Genomic DNA, 17,401 nt, shown 5'->3' on the forward strand with positions numbered 1-17,401 from the left:
CCAAGCTCTCGGCTCCGCTCGAGCAGGGGAGGCCCCAATCCACCGCTGCGCCCGCGCTTCGCGCGGACGACGGGGGTTCAAAGACAGGCTCTGACAGGTCTCAGGAGCGGTGGCGTTCCTGCCACGTCCGCAGGGCCCAGACCACCGCCGCGACCGCCCCGGCGCCGGCGAGCAGTCCTCCCACGAAGCCGATCCCCGAGCCGACGTCGCCGTCGCGGGTGGTCATCGAGATTCCGCCGGCCAGCACCGCGACGGCGAGCACGGTCAGCAGCGCGTAGAACTGTCCGCTGAAGAAGCTGGACCGCTCCGGCACCGGTGGCGGGGACTCCACCCGGGCCGCGGGCCCGAGGCTCGCCGCCCTCGGCCGCTTGAACCAGGCGTAGATCAGCCAGGTCCCGCACGCCTCCCAGCCGTCCGGGGCGAGCCGCTCGTCCAGGCCCTCGCGACCGCGGGTGATCAGTTCGCGCCGGTACTCCCAGCGCTGCGGCTGCGCCATGTCGCGGCGGCTGACGAAGCGGCCGACGGCGTCGACCCGCTCGACCTCCCAGCCCTCGTCGCCGAAGCGGTTCAGGAGCTCCTCGTCGACGTAGGTGTCGGCGGTCCAGCGCCAGGTCTCCACCCGCTCCTCCGGCGCCTGCGGTGCCCACTCCCCCGTGGCGGGCACCAGCTGTGCGGCGAACTCCTCGGCGGGCCCGAACTCGGCCTCTGCGTCCTTCGCGCCGGACTCCTCCAGGTGCGCGGCCAGGTCCGCGACGGTCGCCTCGACGCGGTCGGCGGGCAGGCCGTGCGCCCGCAGCCGCTCGGCGAGGCCGATGAGGTAACCGTCCTGCCGGTGGCGCGTGTTCATGTCTTCCGTGGTGTTCATCGAGGGGTCACTCCTGCCTTCGCGAGGACTTCGCGTACGGATCCGTCGAAGGCGAGCCAGAGGCCGCCCTGTTCGCCGAGGGTGTCGCGGCCGGCGTCGGTGAGCCGGTAGTAGCGGCGGCCGGGCCCCTTCTCGGTCGCGCGGAACTCCGCGGAGACCAGGCCCGCCTCCTCAAGGCGGTTCAGCACCGGGTAGAGGGTGCCGCCCTTGATCTGCCCGAAGCCCGCGGCACCGAGCAGTTTGGCGATCTCGTAGCCGTAGCTCTCACCGTCGGTGAGGGCGGCGAGCACGAGGAGGTCGAGTACGCCCTTGAACCAGCTGGCGCGGCGGTCGGTCACTTCACTCTGCCTTTCGGGCGGTGGGCCGGGCGGTGTGGGCGGCGCGCGGCTTGTCCGGCGCCGGGAGCGTCAGGTCGCGTACCGAGAGGACGATGTGCACGGCGACGGGGAGCAGCAGGCTGCCCGTGGCGAGGTAGAGGCCGGTGAACACGGCGCCGAAGAGGGCGAAGACGAGGATCCCCTGGCGGCCCTGGTAGAGGCCGGCGACCGCGTAGACGAGGACCGAGAGGGCCGCCGCCGCATAGAGGTTGAGGCCGAGCGCGCCGACGCCGAAGGCGATGAGGAGGCCGCGGTAGACCAGTTCGGCGCAGAGGCCGTCGCTCACGGCGACGGCGACGGCGAGCCTGCGCTCCTCGGTGGTGCGCGGGAGCATCGCCTCGATGGCGGTGAGTCCCGGCACGTTCCTGCCGCGCTCGGCGAGGTCGTGGAAGTTCCGTCCGGAGGCCACGGCGATCGCCGTGCAGAGGAGGATCCCGGCGACGGCGTAGATGGGCCGCTCCGGGAGGGCCAGGCCGAGGTCGGCGGCTTCCGTGCCGGGCGAGAGCAGCAGCGCCGCCACGGCGAGGGCGGCGAGGGCCCACGAGAGGGCGAGCAGCAGGCCGAAGTAGCGGACGAGGGCGCCGGGTTCGGTGTCCCTGCGGCGGGCCAGCGAGCGGTACATCCGGCGGCCGGTGAAGGGTTCGGCGAACAGCAGGTAGGCGGCGAGCGTGGCGGTGACGGCCGTCGATGCGACGGAGAAGTCGGGCGAGATGGTCATGGAGCCCTCCTTGTGCGTTTGAGCTACCTAGACCGTATAGCGACCTAGTCAGGAATACAACCTATAGACGCCGGGCCCCGGGGACGCGTGTCCCCGGGGCCCGGCGTTTCAGGGGTGCGTGACCGCCACACCCGCGCGCTACTGGCTCAGCCCACGTAGTACGTCGGGTTCGGAAGCTTGTACGTCTTGTCGGCGTACCCGCCCGCGAGGTCGGACGTCTGGTCGCCGAAGCTGGCGACGATGTTGTAGCCGGTCGACTCGATGTGCTTGCGAGTGCCTTCCTTGAACTGGACGGTGGTGCACTTCCAGGCGTCGGCCGTCGCGCAGTTCTTGAGGTACGCGGGCGGGTTCGCCTTGTCCTTGGTGAAGACGTGCGTACGGTCGAGCGCCGTGTCGTAGCCCGCCCTGGCGAGGTTGGTGACAGCGCCCTCGCGCAGCGGCTCGGCGAGGCCGGTGAGGAAGAAGACCTCGACGCCCTTGCGCTTGGCGTACTTCACCAGCTCCGGCATGCCGAAGACGGCGGGGCGCTTGGCCTCCTTGACGTAGGCGTTCCAACTGGCGTCGTTGTACGTGAAGTTGGTCGACTTCTCGTAGTCGAAGCTGAGCAGCGCGGTGTCGTCGACGTCGAGGACGATCGCAGGCTTCCTGCCGTGCCGGGCGTGGTGCGCGGCCTTCTTGATGTCCTTCTTCGCCCTGACCTGGATGCGGGCCAGGTCCTTGGCGTACGGGCTGTCGGGGGAGGACTTCCACACGCCGTCGGCGCCCTTGGCGGCGCCGTAGTAGGCGTCGATCTCGCCGACGAGGAGGCCGATGTTGTGGGGCTCCTTCGTGGGGCGCGCCTCGGCCTGATCCGCGCCGGCGGCGCCGGTGGCGTAGAGGGCGGCTCCGGCGACGGTGCAGGCGGTGGCCAGGCCGGCCACGCGTAGGGACTTGCGCATGTGTTGCGTCTCCGCATCAGGGTTCGGGCAGGTCAAGGACTGTCTACGCGCATCAACCCGGGCGTGGGGAGGGGGCGGGATGACCCTTTACCTGATCCATACCTGAGCGGGCGGACAGGACACAGGCTCTAAGGCGGCTGTCTCGGTACCTCTCCCTGTAGACAGGCCGCGCGCCGTGTACTCATCGCAGCCCCCGTAGGGAAAGCGGCCGATACCGCCGCGGGGGCCTTAGGCGCCACCATCACCAGGCATGACATCGACGATCGGGCGGGTCCTCCGGGACCGGAACGCCGGGCTGTATCTGGGGGCCGTGGTCGTCTCCGGCTTCGGGACCTCCGCGCTGTGGCTGGCGTCGGGGATCTGGGTGAAGGAGCTGACCGGGTCCGACGGCCTCGCCGCGCTCTGCCAGTTCGCCCTGTGGGCGCCCACCCTCGTCGGCCCCCTGCTCGGCACGCTCGCCGACCGCACGCGCCGCAGACCGCTCCTCGTGGCCGCCAACCTCGCGCTCGGCGCGCTGCTCCTGTCCCTGTTCGCCGTCGACACGGCGGGCCGGCTGTGGATCCTCTTCGCCGTCCTCGTGCTGTACGGGGCGTGCGGCGTCGTCACGGACGCGGCGGAGGCCGCCCTGGTCGCGGCGGCCGTCGACAAGGAACTGCTCGGCGACTTCAACGGCCTGCGAATGTCCGCGAACGAGGGCATGAAGCTGGTGGCCCCGCTCGCCGGCGCGGGCCTGTTCGCCGCCTACGGAGGCGCCCGGGTGGCGCTCCTTGACGCGGTGACGTTCGTGCTCGCGGCGGGGATGTTCGCGCTGCTGCGAGTGCGGGAGAGCGCGCCGGTGCCCGACCGCGCGTCGCTGCGGGCACGGACCGCGGAAGGCACGCGCCACCTGTGGGGCCACGAGCGGCTGCGGCCCCTCGTGGTGGCGGGCGGCCTGACCATGCTGAGCTCGGGGATCAGCGGCGCGACGGTCTTCGCGATCGTCGAGGGGCTCGGCCGCCCGCCCTCGTACACGGGCGTGCTGTACGTCGCGCAGGGCGCCGGGTCCGTGGCGGTGGGTGTGGCGTCGGGGGCGCTGATGCGGCGCTTCGGAGCGCGCCGTTTCGCCGGCGCGGGCATCGCGCTGACCGCCGCGTCCCTGCTGCTCAGCGCAGTGCCGTACGACGCCGCCGCCCTCCTGGGCAGCCTCACGAACGGCATCGGACTGCCCTGCGTACTGATCGCCGGTCTGACCGCGGTCCAGCGCGAGACGCCGGACGCGCTCGTCGGCCGGGTGGCGGCGACGGCCGGCACCCTGATGTTCACCCCGACGGCGATCGGCATCGCGGCGGGCGCGGCCCTCGTGGAGAGCGTCGACTACCGCGTGCTGCTGACGGTGCTCGCGGGGGCACGGCTGCTGATCGCCGCGCCCCTGCTGAGGCGGCCCCGCAAGCGGGCTGCTTCACGTTCGCCCAGCGCTTGACGGTGGCGACGGCCTTCGCCTGCTCGGCCGCGGGGAGCCCGGCGATCGAGGCGCCGTGCGTGGTCGTGGTCCCGCGGACCGTATCGGCGATCACTCCGTGCGCGACAGGGCCTCCTTGACGAGCGCGAGGTCGCCGTCCGACGCCAGGCCCGCGTGGTAGAGCCGGAGTTCGGTGGCGCCGAGCTCCGCGGCCCGCGCGGCGTCGGCGGCGAGCGTGCCGGGGCTGCCGCCCATGCCGCTCACCACGGTGAGGTTGGCGGCCAGGACCGTGCCGTCCCCGGCCCGCGCGGCGAACGGCGTCAGCAGGCGCGGGCCGCCCGTGCAGGGCACCACCACCCCGTCGGCCACGGTGAGGATGTGCGCCGGGTCGGTGCCCGCGTCGGCGCCGCAGTGGTACGTCACCGGGTCGGCGTGGAGCAATACGTGGAAACCGGTCCGGCCCGCCGTGACCGCCGCCGCGCGGACCGCGCCCACGGCGGCCTCCTGGAGGGTACGGGCGGTTTCCTCGCGCCACGCGCGCGTGGCCGCCGCCCTGTCCACGCCGATCAGCTTCTCGACGGCCGGCCAGCCGCCGCCCTCGCCTTCCTCCTCCCCCGTGCTACCGGCGCCGCGCCACAGGGGTTCCAGGGCGCGGCGGACAGCGGCCGCCAGCTCCTCGGGGTCGTGGCCCTGCCCGGCGTACCCATCACGGCAGGAGGAGCAGAAGCAGAGCGACATCAGGTACTGCCCGGCCTCGCCGAGGGGGACGCCCGCGGTCTTGTCGTGGGCGTGCAGGTGCGCGAGGCCGTACCAGCCGCAGGACTCCAGTTCGGTGCCGGACGTGCCGGGGCGCACGGCGGCTTCGGCGGCCAGATCGACCAGGTACGCGCGCGTGGCGGCTTGCGCGATGCAGGGCGCCCAGGGGTAGCGGTCCCCGTAGGCGTTCACCACGGAGGTCGCCGGATGCTCCTCCCCCATCCGGGAGTTGTGGGCGAGGACGACCCAGCTGTGTACGTCGATCCCGGCGTCGGTGAGCGCCCGCGCCGCCTCTCCGTAGGCGTCGCCCGGCGCCCACTTTCCGGCGGCGTACGGGCGCGGTTCGCGGCCCTGCCACCGATCGCCCGGCGGGTAGAGGACGGCCGCGTGCGCGGCGGTGACGACGCGGTGGCGTGGGTGGCGCGGGGTCAGGGCGCGAGTGGAGTGGTAGGCGGAGGCGAGGGTCACCTGCCGGATGCCGAGGGCGGTCAGGCGGGCGGGGGCGTCGGGGTCGCCGATGACGTCCCAGGGGTAGAGGAACGCGGCGGCCTTCACGCGCCCGCTCCCGGGTGCGCGCCGCCGATCAGTTCCCGGCCGCGCTCGACGAGTTCGGCCAGCCGCTTCACGTGGTCGTCGGCGGGCTCGTGCAGCGGCGGTCGCACGGGGCCGACGTCCAGGCCGCCGAGCCGCACGCCCGCCTTGACGAGGGAGACCGCGTACCCCCGGCCGAGGGCGCGCAGCTCCACGAAGGGCCGGTAGAAGCCGTCGACGAGGCGGTTCACGGTGGCGTCGCCCTCCGGCGTACCGGCGTTGAACGCGCGGTGGAAGGCGAGGGCGATGTCGGGGGCGAAGCAGAAGACCGCCGAGGAGTAGAGGCTCACCCCGATGCCGCGGTAGGCGAGCCCGGTCAGTTCCGCGGTCGGCAGGCCGTTGAAGTACAGGAAGTCGCCCGGCACTTCGCTGCGCACGGCGCTGACGGTGCGCTGCATCAGGTCCATGTCGCCGAGGCCGTCCTTGAAGCCGATGACGCCTTCCGTGCGGGCCAGTTCGACGACCGTCTCCGGGGTGAGGACGGCGTTGTCGCGCTGGTAGACGATGACGTCCAGGGAGGTGGCTGCGGCCAGCTCGGTGTAGTGCCGCAGCAGCCCCTCCTGCCCGGCGACGACCAGGTAGGGCGGCATGGCGAGCAGGCCGTCGGCACCGGCCTGCTCGGCGAGGCGCGCGTACCGCACGGCGAGCGCGGTGCCGTACCCGGCGCCCGCGACCACCGGGACGCGCCCCGCCGTCCCCTCGACGGCCGCGGCGACGCACTCCTGGAACTCCTCGGGGGTCAGGGCGTGGAACTCACCCGTGCCGCAGCAGGCGAAGACGGCCGCCGCGCCCGCCTCGACGCCGGCGCGCACATGGGTGCGGAAGGTGTCCAGGTCGACAGCGCCGTCCGGACCGAACGCGGTGACCGGGAAGAACAGCGGCCCGCTGGGGACGCGGAGTCGGGAAGCGAGGGGGGCTGAGGTCACGGGCTCTCCCTGGGCGCGCACGCCAAGACGTGCATGTTTATGATTCATGTCCATATCCCTGAACATGGTCACGCTAAGGCGCCCGCTCGCGCGGGGTCAAGCGCGCGAACCGCCCGGCCCGGAGCGGAGTTGGCACCTCCGGAGCCGCACCCGACACCTCGCCGGAGTCTTGACGCGGCATGACGGAGATCCTTAGCGTGTCCATGGATGTGAATTCTGTACGTGGATGCATACGCGATTGCTTACGGCCGCACGAGGAGACCCCGCCATGCCCGCTCCCCGCACCGTCCTGCTCACCGGCGCCGCAGGCGGCATCGGCACCCTGATGCGCGCCCTCCTGCCCGCGTACGGCTACGACCTGCGCCCGCTCGACGTACGCCCCATGGACGACGAGCCGGACGCAGGCACGGCCGACCTCACCGACCGGGCGGCGCTGCGCGAGGCCGTGCGCGGGGTGGACGCGATCCTCCATCTCGCGGGCATCTCCCTGGAGTCCACCTTCGACAAGATCCTCAAGGCCAACATCGAGGGGACGTACAACCTCTACGAGGCGGCCCGCGAGGAGGGCGTGCGGCGGATCGTCTTCGCCTCCTCCAACCACGCGATCGGCTTCACCCCGCGCCCGCGGAGCGAAGAACCGCTGATCCCGGCCGACACCCCGCGCCGCCCCGACACCTTCTACGGCCTGTCGAAGTCCTTCGGCGAGGACCTCGCCCAGCTCTACTTCGACAAGCACGGCATCGAGACCGTCTCGGTCCGCATCGGGTCCTGCTTCCCCGAGCCGTCGAGCGTGCGGATGCTGTCGGTCTGGATGAGCCCCGAGGACGGCGCGCGGCTCTTCCACGCGGCGCTCACCGCCGAGGACGTGGGGCACACCGTGGTGTACGGCTCGTCCGCCAACACCCGGCTGTGGTGGGACCTCGGCTCCGCGCGGGCGCTGGGCTACGAACCGCGCGACGATTCCGAGCGGTTCGCGCGGCAGCTGATCGCCGAGCAGGGCGACCTTGACCCGGCGAATCCGGACCACGCGCACGTGGGCGGCCACTTCTGCACGAACCCGCCGGTGTGGCCGTACTGAACCATTCGGGCACCGAACGGGCGGCCCAACCCGCGCAAACGGGCACGCGTCAGGACCGCCGCACAGGCCGTCGCCCCGCCGAGCGGGCACAAGCGGGCAGCATCACGCCCGCTGCGAGCCTGGTCACGCCCCGGCCCGCGCTGTAGAACTTCCCCCACAGGGCCCGAACGGGCACCGACCGCACCCAGGGGGAAGAAGGTGGCGCCGATGACCGCGGAGGAACGTCAGCGGCGGATCGTCAACGCGGCCCGCCACTCCGGCTCCGTCGACGTGACGGCGCTCGCCGGGGAGCTCGGTGTCGCGAAGGAGACCGTCCGCCGCGACCTGCGGGCCCTGGAGGACCACGGCCTGGTCCGCCGCACCCACGGCGGCGCCTACCCCGTGGAGAGCGCGGGCTTCGAGACCACCCTCGCCTTCCGCACGACCATGCACGTCCCGGAGAAGCGGCGCATCGCGGCGGCCGCGACGGAGCTGCTCGGCGACGCCGAGACGGTCTTCGTCGACGAGGGCTTCACCCCGCAGCTGATCGCCGAGGCCCTGCCCGGGGCCGCGGCGGGCAGGCCGCTGACGGTGGTCACCGCCTCGCTCGCCACCGCGGGCATCCTCGCCGAGGCCGAGAACATCACCGTCCTGCTGCTCGGCGGCCGGGTGCGCCCCGGGACACTCGCCACCGTCGACCACTGGACGACCCGCATGCTGGCCGGTTTCGTCATCGACCTGGCGTACATCGGCGCCAACGGCATCTCCCGCGAACACGGCCTGACGACGCCCGACCCGGCGGTCAGCGAGGTGAAGGCGCAGGCCATCAGGGCGTCGCGGCGGACCGTGTTCCTGGGTGTGCACACCAAGTTCGGGGCGACGAGCTTCTGCCGGTTCGCGGGGGTCGGCGACCTGGACACGATCGTCACGAGCAGCCGCCTGCCCGCGTCCGAGGCGCACCGCTACTCGCTCCTGGGCCCGCAGGTCATCCGCACCTGACGCCCTGTCCCCTCCCCCTGCCCCCTCCCGCCTCTCCTCTCCGCACCCCCCACGGGCCCCCGCACGCCCCGGCGCGCCCCTCATCACCCGTTATGCCCCTCTATGTTCAGGAGCGATTCATGCGAACCCCGAGCCGACGGAGGCCGCGCACGCTCGTCGCGGCCACCGCAGGGGCGCTGCTCGCCCCGCTGCTCGCCGGCTGCTGGGCCGGTGCCGGCGGGTCCGGTTCAGGCGGCGACTCCATCAACGTCCTCATGGTGAACAACCCGCAGATGGTGGAGTTGCAGAAGCTCACCGCCGCCCACTTCACCATGGAGACGGGCATCAAGGTGAACTTCACCGTCCTGCCGGAGAACGACGTCCGCGACAAGATCAGCCAGGATTTCGCCAACCAGGCCGGCCAGTACGACGTCGCGACGCTCAGCAACTACGAGATACCGATCTACGCCAGGAACGGCTGGCTGCACGAGGTCGGTTCGTACGCGCGAAAGGACCGGGCGTACGACGAGAAGGACATCCTCGCGCCCATGCGCCAGTCCCTCACCGGCAGTGACGGCAAGCTCTACGGGCAGCCCTTCTACGGGGAGTCGTCCTTCCTGATGTACCGCAAGGACGTCTTCGAGAAGGCCGGTCTGACCATGCCCGAGCACCCCACCTGGCGGCAGGTGGCGGAACTCGCCGCCCGTGTGGACGGTGAGGAGCCGGGGATGAAGGGCATCTGCCTGCGCGGGCTGCCCGGCTGGGGCGAGGTGATGGCGCCCCTGACGACCGTGGTCAACACCTTCGGAGGCACGTGGTTCGACAAGGACTGGAAGGCCCGCCTGGACTCCCCCGAGTTCGAGAAGGCGACCCGCTTCTACGTGGACCTCGTCCGCGAGCACGGCGAGTCCGGCGCCGCGCAGTCCGGCTACGCCGAGTGCCTCAACAACCTCACCCAGGGCAAGACCGCCATGTGGTACGACGCGACGGCCGCCGCGGGCTCCCTTGAGTCCGCCAAGTCCCCCGTGAAGGGAAAGATCGGCTACGTGCCCGCACCGGTGGCGCGGACCAAGAGCTCAGGATGGCTCTACACCTGGGCCTGGGGCATGCAGAAGGCCTCGCACAACCCCGACAAGGCCTGGAAGTTCATCTCCTGGGCGTCCGGCAAGGAGTACGAGAAGCTCGTCGGCGAGAAGATCGGCTGGTCCAACGTGCCCGCGGGCAAACGCGCCTCGACCTACGCGAACCCCGCCTACCGCGAGGAGGCCGCCGCCTTCCAGGACGTCACCCGCGCCGCCATCGAGGGTGCGAGGCCCCGCGACCCGGGCGTGCAGCCCCGCCCGGCCCCCGGCATCCAGTTCGTCGGCATCCCCGAGTTCACCGACCTCGGCACCAAGGTCTCCCAGGAGATCAGCGCGGCCATCGCCGGACGCGTATCCGTCGAATCGGCCCTGAAGAACTCGCAGGAGCTCGCCGAGAAGATCTCCGAGGAGTACGAGGGACGATGACCACCACCGCGAGCACCACCACCGTCGGCCACGCGCGCGTGCCCGGCGCGAGGACCACGAAGACACCGGGGCCACCGGGACGGCTGCGCGCCTGGGCCACCAGGGCACCCCTGCTGCCCGCCCTCGTCTTCATGATCGCCGTGACCCAACTGCCGTTCGTAGCGACCCTGGTGATCTCCTTCTTCGACTGGAACGCCCTCTACCCGGACGCCCGCAGCTTCACCGGGTTCGCCAACTACCACGAGGTCCTCACCGACCCCGACCTGCGCAAGTCCGTACTGACCACGATCCTTCTGACCGCCTCCGTGGTGCTCGCCAGCCTGGTCGCGGGGCTCGCTCTCGCGCTGCTCCTGAACCGGAGGTTCAAGGGACGCGGGCTGGTGCGCACCCTGCTCATCGCGCCGTTCCTGCTGGTCCCCGTGGCCGCCGCGCTGCTGTGGAAGCACGTGCTCTACAACCCCGAGTACGGGCTCTTCAACGGCCTGCTTCACTGGGCCGGCGGGGACTCCGCGGCGCAGCCCGACTGGATCTCCAACACCCCGCTGCTCGCCGTGGAGGCCTCCCTGGTGTGGCAGTGGACGCCCTTCATGATGCTGATCCTGCTCGCGGGGCTGCAGAGCCGCGACCCCGAACTGATCGAGGCGGCCCGCATGGACGGCGCGGGCAACTGGCAGGTCTTCCGCCATCTGACACTGCCCCACCTGCGCCGCTACCTCGAACTGGGCGCGCTGCTCGGCTCGATCTACATCGTGCAGAACTTCGACGCAGTCTTCACCATCACCTCGGGCGGCCTCGGCACCGCCAATCTGCCCTACACCGTGTACCAGAGCTTCTACCAGGCCCACGAGAACGGTCTGGCCTCGGCGGCGGGCGTCCTGGTCGTCATCGGCTCCCTCGTCATCGCGACCTTCGCGCTGCGGGTCGTCTCGTCCCTGTTCCGTGAGGAGGCGTCCCGCTGATGAGCAACGTACGCGGCAAGGGAATCGGCCTGGGGCTCACCGCCTGGCTCGCCGGCATCCTGTTCTTCCTGCCCATCGCCTGGATGGCGCTGACCTCCTTCCACTCGGAGGAGGACGCGGCGACCAACCCGCCCTCGCTCGCCGCCTCGCTCACCCTCGACGGCTACCGCGACTTCTTCGGCGCGGGCGGCGGCGCGAGCCCCTGGCCCTCGCTCATCAACTCGACGGTGGCCTCCCTCGTCTCGACCCTGTGCGTCCTCGTCCTGGCGCTGCCCGCCGCTTACGCGTTGTCGATCCGGCCCGTGAAGAAGTGGACGGACGTGCTCTTCTTCTTCCTGTCCACGAAGATGCTGCCGGTCGTGGCGGGCCTCCTGCCGATCTACCTCTTCGCCAAGAACACCGGCCTGCTGGACAACATCTGGCTGCTCGTCCTGCTCTACACCTCGATGAACCTGCCGATCGCCGTGTGGATGATGCAGTCGTTCCTCGCCGAGGTGCCGAAGCCGGTCATCGAGGCCGCACAGATCGACGGGGCGCGGCTGCCGACGATCCTCACGCGCGTGGTGGCGCCCATCGCGCTGCCGGGCATCGCCGCGACCTCGCTGATCTGCTTCATCTTCAGCTGGAACGAACTGCTCTTCGCCCGGGTGCTCACTGGCGTCGTCGCCCAGACCGCGCCCGTCTTCCTGACCGGCTTCATCACCAGCCAGGGCCTGTTCCTCGCAAAGGTGTGCGCCGCGTCGCTCATGATCTCCCTGCCGGTGCTCGCCGCGGGGTTCGCCGCCCAGGACAAGCTGGTCCAGGGCCTGTCGTTGGGAGCCGTCAAGTGAAGGCCGCCATCATCGAGTCCGTCGGCAAGGCCGTGGTCGGGGAGGTGCCCGACCCCGCTCCCGGCCCCCGTGACGTCGTCGTCGAGGTCGCCGCGTGCGGACTGTGCGGGACCGATCTGCACATCCTCCAGGGCGAGTTCGCGCCGACCCTGCCGGTCGTGCCGGGGCACGAGTTCGCCGGCGAGGTCGTCGCCCTCGGCAGCGAGGTGCGCACGCTCGCCGTCGGCGACCGGGTCGCCGTCGACCCCTCACTGCACTGCCACGAGTGCCGCTACTGCCGGGACGGGCGGGGCAACCTCTGCGAGCGGTGGGCCGCGATCGGGGTGACCACGGCGGGCGGCGCCGCCCAGTACGCGGTGGCGCCCGCCGCGAACTGCGTACGCCTGCCCGACCACGTACGCACCGAGGACGCCGCCCTGATCGAGCCGCTGTCCTGCGCGGTGCGCGGCTACGACGTGCTGCGCGCCCGGCTCGGTTCGCACGTACTGATCTACGGCTCGGGGACGATGGGCCTGATGATGCTGGAGCTCGCCAAGCGCACCGGCGCGGCGAGCGTGGACGTCGTCGACCTGAACGCGGACCGGCTCGCCACCGCGCGGCGCCTCGGCGTCTCGGGGTCGGCGGCGAGCGCGGACGAACTGGAGCGTCCGCAGGGCTGGGACGTCGTCGTCGACGCGACCGGCAACGCGGCCGCGATCCAGGACGGGCTCGAACGAGTGGCCAAGGCGGGCACGTTCCTGCAGTTCGGTGTGGCCGACTACGCCACGCGCGTGAACATCGACCCGTACCGCATCTACAACCAGGAGATCACCATCACCGGTTCGATGGCGGTCCTGCACAGCTACGAGCGGGCGGCCGAGCTGTTCGCGGGCGGCGTGCTCGACCCCGACGTGTTCATCAGCGACCGGCTGCCGCTCACGGAGTACCCGGGGGCGCTCGACCGGTTCGCCGCCGGGCTCGGGCGGAAGATCGTGGTGGTGCCGTGATCCAAAAACCTTCGCCGGGTAAGGGAACGGCAAAGCGGGATCGTTCGTTACCCCGGCATGACAGCTATGACCCCCGGCTCGAACATCCCGCTGACCGCCGCCCGCGTGGCGGTGGACGTCGCCGCTCCGGTGCGGCTCGACGTATCGGGCCTGCTGCTCACCGCCGACGGCAAGGTGCGCTCCGACGACGACTTCATCTTCTTCAACCAGCCCGCCGGGCCCGGCGTGACCTACCAGTCGGGCGGCGGCACGACCCCCGACAAGATCACCGTCGACACCGCATCCGTGCCGCCCGGCATCGAGAAGATCGTCGTGACCGCGAGCCCGGACGCGGCGGGCCAGACCTTCCAGGGCATCGAGCCCACCGCCACGATCCGCAACGCCGACGACGGCTCGGTCCTCGCCACCTTCACGCCCCCGAAGCTCGGTGCCGAGACAGCCCTGGTGATCGTCGAGATCTACCTGCGCAACGGCGCGTGGAAGGCCCGCGCGGTCGGCCAGGGGTACTCCAACGGCCTCGCGGGCATCGCCACGGACTTCGGCGTCTCGGTGGAGGAGCCCGCCCCGGCTCCGCCGGCCGCCGCCCCCATGGCGCCGCCCGCTGGGCCGCCCGTGCAGGGTCCGCCCCCGCCGGCCGCCGACCCGCGCCTCTCGGCGCCCGCCCCGGCCGCTCCCCCGCCGCCCGCCGCACCCGCGCCCGGCGCCGGGAAGATCAACCTGGACAAGGGCCGGGTCAACCTGCAGAAGAACCAGACGGTGTCCCTGGTCAAGGGCGGCCGCCCGCTGCTCTCGCAGGTCAAGATGGGCCTCGGCTGGGAGCCCGCGTTCCGCGGCAAGGACATCGACCTGGACGCCTCCGTCATCGCGTACGGCCCGCAGCGCAACCACGTCGACAGCTGCTACTTCGGCAAGCTCTCGATCGTGAACGGCGCGATCAAGCACTCCGGCGACAACCTCACGGGCGAGGGCGGCGGTGACGACGAGGTGATCGTCGTCGACCTCGGCCGTCTCCCGCAGGACGTCACGGGCCTGGTCTTCACGGTGAACTCGTTCTCGGGGCAGAAGTTCACCGAGGTCGCCAAGGCCTACTGCCGTCTGATCGACGCGGCGTCGGGCGAGGAGCTCGTCCGTTTCGACCTGACCAACGCCGAGGCGCAGACGGGCGTCATGATGGCGAAGCTGATCAAGCAGTTCACGGGCGAGTGGGAAATGACCGCGATGGGGCAGTTCGTGAAGTCCCGCACGGTGCGCGGCATGGTGAAGCCGGCGGCGCAGGCCCTGTAGGGCCCCTGCAAAGGCCGCGTAAGGCCCCGTGAAGGGCCTCGCGGACGCGAGTGAGGGGCGGCGGACCGCATGTGCGGTCCGCCGCCCCTCACTCGTATCGGTTCGCCGTCCGGGTCGGACGTACCGGATCGTCTTCCGGGTCAGAGTTCGGCCGGCTTCCGGGTCAGAGTTTGGCCAGCTTCGGGTAGGGGCTCAGGAACCGTCCCTGGCGGCCCGCGAAGTCGATGACCACCGCGTCCTCGCCCTCGACGCCCACGATCCTTCCCAGGCCGTACTGGTCGTGGGAGACCCTGTCGCCCACCTCGAAGTGCTCCACGGGTGGCGCGGGCGGAGCGGGCACGTTGAAGGGACTGTTCGGCAGGTGGCGGCGCGAGCCGGGGGGCCTCGTCATATTCGCAGTATGGGCCCCCGAGTGGCCGCGGCACCATATTCCGTGCTCACACTGCCCTCACATCGGTATGGAACAGACACACAAGCCACGGTCTGTCACGCCCCGATCACGCTGCGGAGACGACCCGAACGAGGGACAGGGTGTCAGCACGCTGCCTTTCGGCCACCAGCGGTGATCGAGAGGCCCTTGCCGCGGGCGCCGGACGGAGGGGGGATACGGCCGCCGGTCTCCCGGCGTACGCAACCGTACGATGCCTCCCAGGCGTCGCACAGAGCGTCGACATGTCCTGCAGTCCCGAGGGCCCTCGGGGCCGCTGGAAGGAGAGAGCCCGTGGAGGTCGCCGGGTACCGGATCGTCGCGTTGCTCGGCGAGGGCGAGACGGGCCGCGTCCACTTGGCGCGGTCCGCGTGGGGGCGGCCGGTGGCCGTCAAGACGGTCGACGGGCCCCTCGCCGCCGATCCGGCGTTCCGCGAGCGCTTCCGCCGCGAGGCGCTCGCCGCGCGGACCGTCACCGGGCCCTGCGCGGCTGCCGTGGTCGGCGCCGACCCGGACGGCGAACCGCCCTGGCTGGCCGTCGAGTTCTGCGCGGGCCCCAGCCTCCCGAAGGCGGTGGCCACGTACGGGCCACTCGGTTCCGCCGAGCTGGCCGCGCTGGGCGCCACGCTCGCCGGAGCCCTGGCGTCGGTGCACGCGGCGGGCCTCACGCACCGCGACGTGAAGCCGTCCAACGTCGTCATCACGCGGCACGGCCCGCGGCTCATCGGCTTCGGCATCGCCAAGAGCACGGTCGCCGGGGGCCTCCCGGCCGACGGAAGCCCCGCGGCCGACGGCGGCATGGTCGGATCGCCCGGTTTCCTCGCCCCCGAGCAGCTGGCGCGGGGCGCCCGGCCGGGGCCCGCCTCCGACGTGTTCGCGCTCGGCGCCGTCCTCGTGGTGGCGGCGACCGGGCAGGGCCCCTTCGGTTCCGGACGCGCCCCCGAGGTCCTGCACCGCACGCTGCACGAGGACCCCGACCTGCTCGGCGTGCCGGACCCGGAGTGGCGGCACTTTCTCGGCCGCTGCCTGGCCCGTGACCCCGCGGCGCGGCCACCGGTCGCGGAGGTGCTCGGCCGGTGCGCCGGGCAGGCGGCGGTCCCTCCGTGGTGGGCGCAGGAGCCGGTCGCGGGGCTGATCCGCCGTCAGGAGGGGAAGCTCGCCGAGATGTTGGGGCAGGCCGGGACCGGAGGGTCTTGAAGCCTGTCTTTGCACCCTTGCCTGCGCCCCGGCGCCCGCCTCGGGCCCGGGGACGCAGGAGTGCCGGTCAGCGCCGTCGGCGCCGCCACGGTCCGGTGATCGCGAGCATGATGCCGGGCGTCTGGATGTTGGCGTAGAGCGTCCTGCCGTCGGGCGAGAACGTGACGCCGGTGAACTCGCTGTACGCGGGCTCCTCCACTGTCCCCGCGTTGAGTTCGTTGCGCGCGATCGGGTACGTGCGGCCGCTCTCCGTCGCGCCGAACAGGTGCTGGACGCCGTCGCCGTCCTCCGCGATGACGAGTCCGCCGTGCGGCGAGACGGTGATGTTGTCGGGGCCGTCGAACGCGCCGTCCTTGCCCGGCTCCGGGTTGACGCCGAGGAGTACCTTCAGCGTCAGGGTGCGGCGGCCGGGGTGGTAGAACCACACCTGTCCGTCGTGCGGGACGGGGCTCTCGGCGCGGGCGAAGGACGAGACGATGTAGGCGCCGCCGTCGGCCCACCACATGCCTTCGAGCTTGCGGGCGCGCGTGATGTCGCCGTCGTCGAACTGCTGGCGCACGGGCACGGTCCTGGCGTCGCGGTCGGGGACCTCGACCCAGTCGACGCCGTACACCGTGCCGGTCCTCGTGGCGCGGGACAGGTCGTCGACGAAGCGGCCGCCGGAGTCGTAGCACCTGGGCGCCTTCAGGACACCCGCGTCGTCGGCGAGGGTGCGCAGTCTGCCGCGTCCGTGGGTGAAGCCCTGCGGCGGGGTCCAGCGGTAGAGGAGGCCGTTCGGCCCTGAGGCGTCCTCGGTGAGGTAAAGGTGGCCGCGCTTGGGGTCGACGACGACGGCCTCGTGGGCGTAGCGGCCGAGCGCCCTGACGGGCTTGGGGGCGCGGTTGGCCCGCCTGTCCAGGGGGTCGACCTCGAAGACGTAGCCGTGGTCCTTGGTCATGCCGTTGCGGCCCGCCCGGTCCTCGGTCTCCTCGCAGGTGAGCCAGGTGCCCCACGGAGTGGCGCCGCCCGCGCAGTTGGTGGCGGTGCCCGCGATGCCGACCCACTCGGCGACGTGCCCGTCGGAGCCGACCTCGACGACCGTGCAGCCGCCGGCCGCGGCCGGGTCGTAGACGAGGCCCTCGGCGAGCGGTACGGGGTGCTCCCACTTGCTGCGGGGGCCGCCCAGCTCGTGGTTGTTGACGAGGAGCGTGGTGCCGCGGGGGCCGCGGAAGGCGGCGGTGCCGTCATGGTTGGACGGCGTGAACTCACCGCTCTCCAGCTTGGTCCTGCCGCTGTGGGTGAGGACGCGGTAGGTGAACCCGGCGGGCAGCGCGAGGAGCCCGTCGGGGTCGGGCAGGAGGGGCCCGTAGCCGGGGCCGTGGTGGCCGTGGCCCCGGGCGCTCTCCGGCTCCTCGGTCTCCGTGGCGGCCAGGGCGCCGGGCGCGGTGGCGAGCGCGGCGACACTGCCGGTCAGGGCGACCCCCGCACCGGTGAGCGCGGAGCGTCTGGCGAAATCCCTGCGGGTGAGCGACATGGTTTCTCCTGGGGCGCGTGGACGGGTACGTATGGGCGCGTGGGCAGGTACGT

General features: G+C 72.0%; 17 protein-coding genes. 9 read left to right on the top strand and 8 right to left on the bottom strand.

Annotated features, from left to right (window positions below; translation table 11 throughout):
* Nucleotides 1-100 precede the first annotated feature (100 nt).
* From AC07DI_RS20735 to AC07DI_RS20750, 4 genes are all read right to left on the bottom strand, one after another.
* Complete coding sequence (locus AC07DI_RS20735; protein WP_478905566.1) at nt 101-865, bottom strand: hypothetical protein; 765 nt, start codon at nt 863-865, stop codon at nt 101-103.
* A complete protein-coding gene (locus AC07DI_RS20740) occupies nt 862-1,203 on the bottom strand; it encodes a PadR family transcriptional regulator (RefSeq protein WP_384263944.1) in 342 nt (113 codons plus the stop codon). Before AC07DI_RS20740 ends, AC07DI_RS20735 begins: the two co-directional genes overlap by 4 nt.
* A gap of 1 nt (nt 1,204) precedes the next feature.
* Nucleotides 1,205-1,960 carry a CPBP family intramembrane glutamic endopeptidase gene (locus AC07DI_RS20745; RefSeq protein WP_478905567.1) on the bottom strand — a complete coding sequence of 252 codons (756 nt, stop codon included), beginning with the start codon at nt 1,958-1,960 and terminating at the stop codon, nt 1,205-1,207.
* Between the two features lie 146 nt (nt 1,961-2,106).
* Nucleotides 2,107-2,898 carry an HAD family acid phosphatase gene (locus tag AC07DI_RS20750; RefSeq protein WP_478905569.1) on the bottom strand — a complete coding sequence of 264 codons (792 nt, stop codon included), beginning with the start codon at nt 2,896-2,898 and terminating at the stop codon, nt 2,107-2,109.
* 250 nt (nt 2,899-3,148) lie between these two features.
* Here AC07DI_RS20750 and AC07DI_RS20755 point away from each other — a divergent pair, with 250 nt between their 5' ends.
* Nucleotides 3,149-4,357 (top strand): MFS transporter, encoded by a 1,209-nt coding sequence (locus tag AC07DI_RS20755; RefSeq protein WP_478905570.1) that lies wholly within the window; start codon nt 3,149-3,151, stop codon nt 4,355-4,357.
* A gap of 90 nt (nt 4,358-4,447) precedes the next feature.
* Here the strand turns inward: AC07DI_RS20755 and AC07DI_RS20760 are convergent, their stop codons facing one another.
* A complete protein-coding gene (locus AC07DI_RS20760; RefSeq protein ID WP_478905571.1) occupies nt 4,448-5,647 on the bottom strand; it encodes a hypothetical protein in 1,200 nt (399 codons plus the stop codon).
* Nucleotides 5,644-6,609, bottom strand: a complete 966-nt coding sequence (locus tag AC07DI_RS20765) for a 5-dehydro-4-deoxyglucarate dehydratase (RefSeq protein ID WP_478905573.1) — start codon at nt 6,607-6,609, stop codon at nt 5,644-5,646. The genes AC07DI_RS20760 and AC07DI_RS20765 overlap by 4 nt, the downstream gene beginning before the upstream one ends.
* Before the next feature lie 268 nt (nt 6,610-6,877).
* Between AC07DI_RS20765 and AC07DI_RS20770 the strand changes: the two genes are divergently transcribed.
* The 7 genes from AC07DI_RS20770 to AC07DI_RS20800 all read left to right on the top strand — a co-directional run bounded on the left by AC07DI_RS20770 (nt 6,878) and on the right by AC07DI_RS20800 (nt 14,211).
* Entirely contained in the window at nt 6,878-7,687 is an 810-nt protein-coding gene (locus AC07DI_RS20770; protein WP_478905574.1) for an NAD-dependent epimerase/dehydratase family protein, read from the top strand.
* A 207-nt stretch (nt 7,688-7,894) separates the two neighbouring features.
* A complete protein-coding gene (locus AC07DI_RS20775) occupies nt 7,895-8,665 on the top strand; it encodes a DeoR/GlpR family DNA-binding transcription regulator (protein ID WP_478905575.1) in 771 nt (256 codons plus the stop codon).
* A gap of 119 nt (nt 8,666-8,784) precedes the next feature.
* Nucleotides 8,785-10,152: an ABC transporter substrate-binding protein gene (locus AC07DI_RS20780; RefSeq protein ID WP_478905576.1), complete on the top strand. Its 1,368-nt coding sequence runs from the start codon at nt 8,785-8,787 to the stop codon at nt 10,150-10,152.
* On the top strand, nt 10,149-11,111 hold the full coding sequence (locus AC07DI_RS20785; protein ID WP_478905578.1) for a carbohydrate ABC transporter permease: 963 nt from the start codon (nt 10,149-10,151) through the stop codon (nt 11,109-11,111). The genes AC07DI_RS20780 and AC07DI_RS20785 overlap by 4 nt, the downstream gene beginning before the upstream one ends.
* On the top strand, nt 11,111-11,941 hold the full coding sequence (locus AC07DI_RS20790; protein WP_478905579.1) for a carbohydrate ABC transporter permease: 831 nt from the start codon (nt 11,111-11,113) through the stop codon (nt 11,939-11,941). Before AC07DI_RS20785 ends, AC07DI_RS20790 begins: the two co-directional genes overlap by 1 nt.
* Complete coding sequence (locus tag AC07DI_RS20795; RefSeq protein ID WP_478905580.1) at nt 11,938-12,927, top strand: zinc-dependent alcohol dehydrogenase family protein; 990 nt, start codon at nt 11,938-11,940, stop codon at nt 12,925-12,927. Before AC07DI_RS20790 ends, AC07DI_RS20795 begins: the two co-directional genes overlap by 4 nt.
* Nucleotides 12,928-12,993: 66 nt before the next feature.
* Nucleotides 12,994-14,211 (top strand): TerD family protein, encoded by a 1,218-nt coding sequence (locus tag AC07DI_RS20800; RefSeq protein ID WP_478905769.1) that lies wholly within the window; start codon nt 12,994-12,996, stop codon nt 14,209-14,211.
* Between the two features lie 163 nt (nt 14,212-14,374).
* Here AC07DI_RS20800 and AC07DI_RS20805 read toward each other — a convergent pair whose 3' ends face one another.
* Nucleotides 14,375-14,602: a CarD family transcriptional regulator gene (locus AC07DI_RS20805; RefSeq protein WP_055564387.1), complete on the bottom strand. Its 228-nt coding sequence runs from the start codon at nt 14,600-14,602 to the stop codon at nt 14,375-14,377.
* Between the two features lie 330 nt (nt 14,603-14,932).
* Between AC07DI_RS20805 and AC07DI_RS20810 the strand changes: the two genes are divergently transcribed.
* Nucleotides 14,933-15,835, top strand: coding sequence for a serine/threonine-protein kinase (locus AC07DI_RS20810; protein WP_478905582.1), 903 nt, complete (start codon nt 14,933-14,935; stop codon nt 15,833-15,835).
* 67 nt (nt 15,836-15,902) lie between these two features.
* Here the strand turns inward: AC07DI_RS20810 and AC07DI_RS20815 are convergent, their stop codons facing one another.
* Nucleotides 15,903-17,348, bottom strand: a complete 1,446-nt coding sequence (locus tag AC07DI_RS20815; RefSeq protein ID WP_478905584.1) for an alkaline phosphatase PhoX — start codon at nt 17,346-17,348, stop codon at nt 15,903-15,905.
* Nucleotides 17,349-17,401 lie beyond the last annotated feature (53 nt).

It is taken from the genome of Streptomyces sp. NPDC044106 (assembly GCF_056433985.1).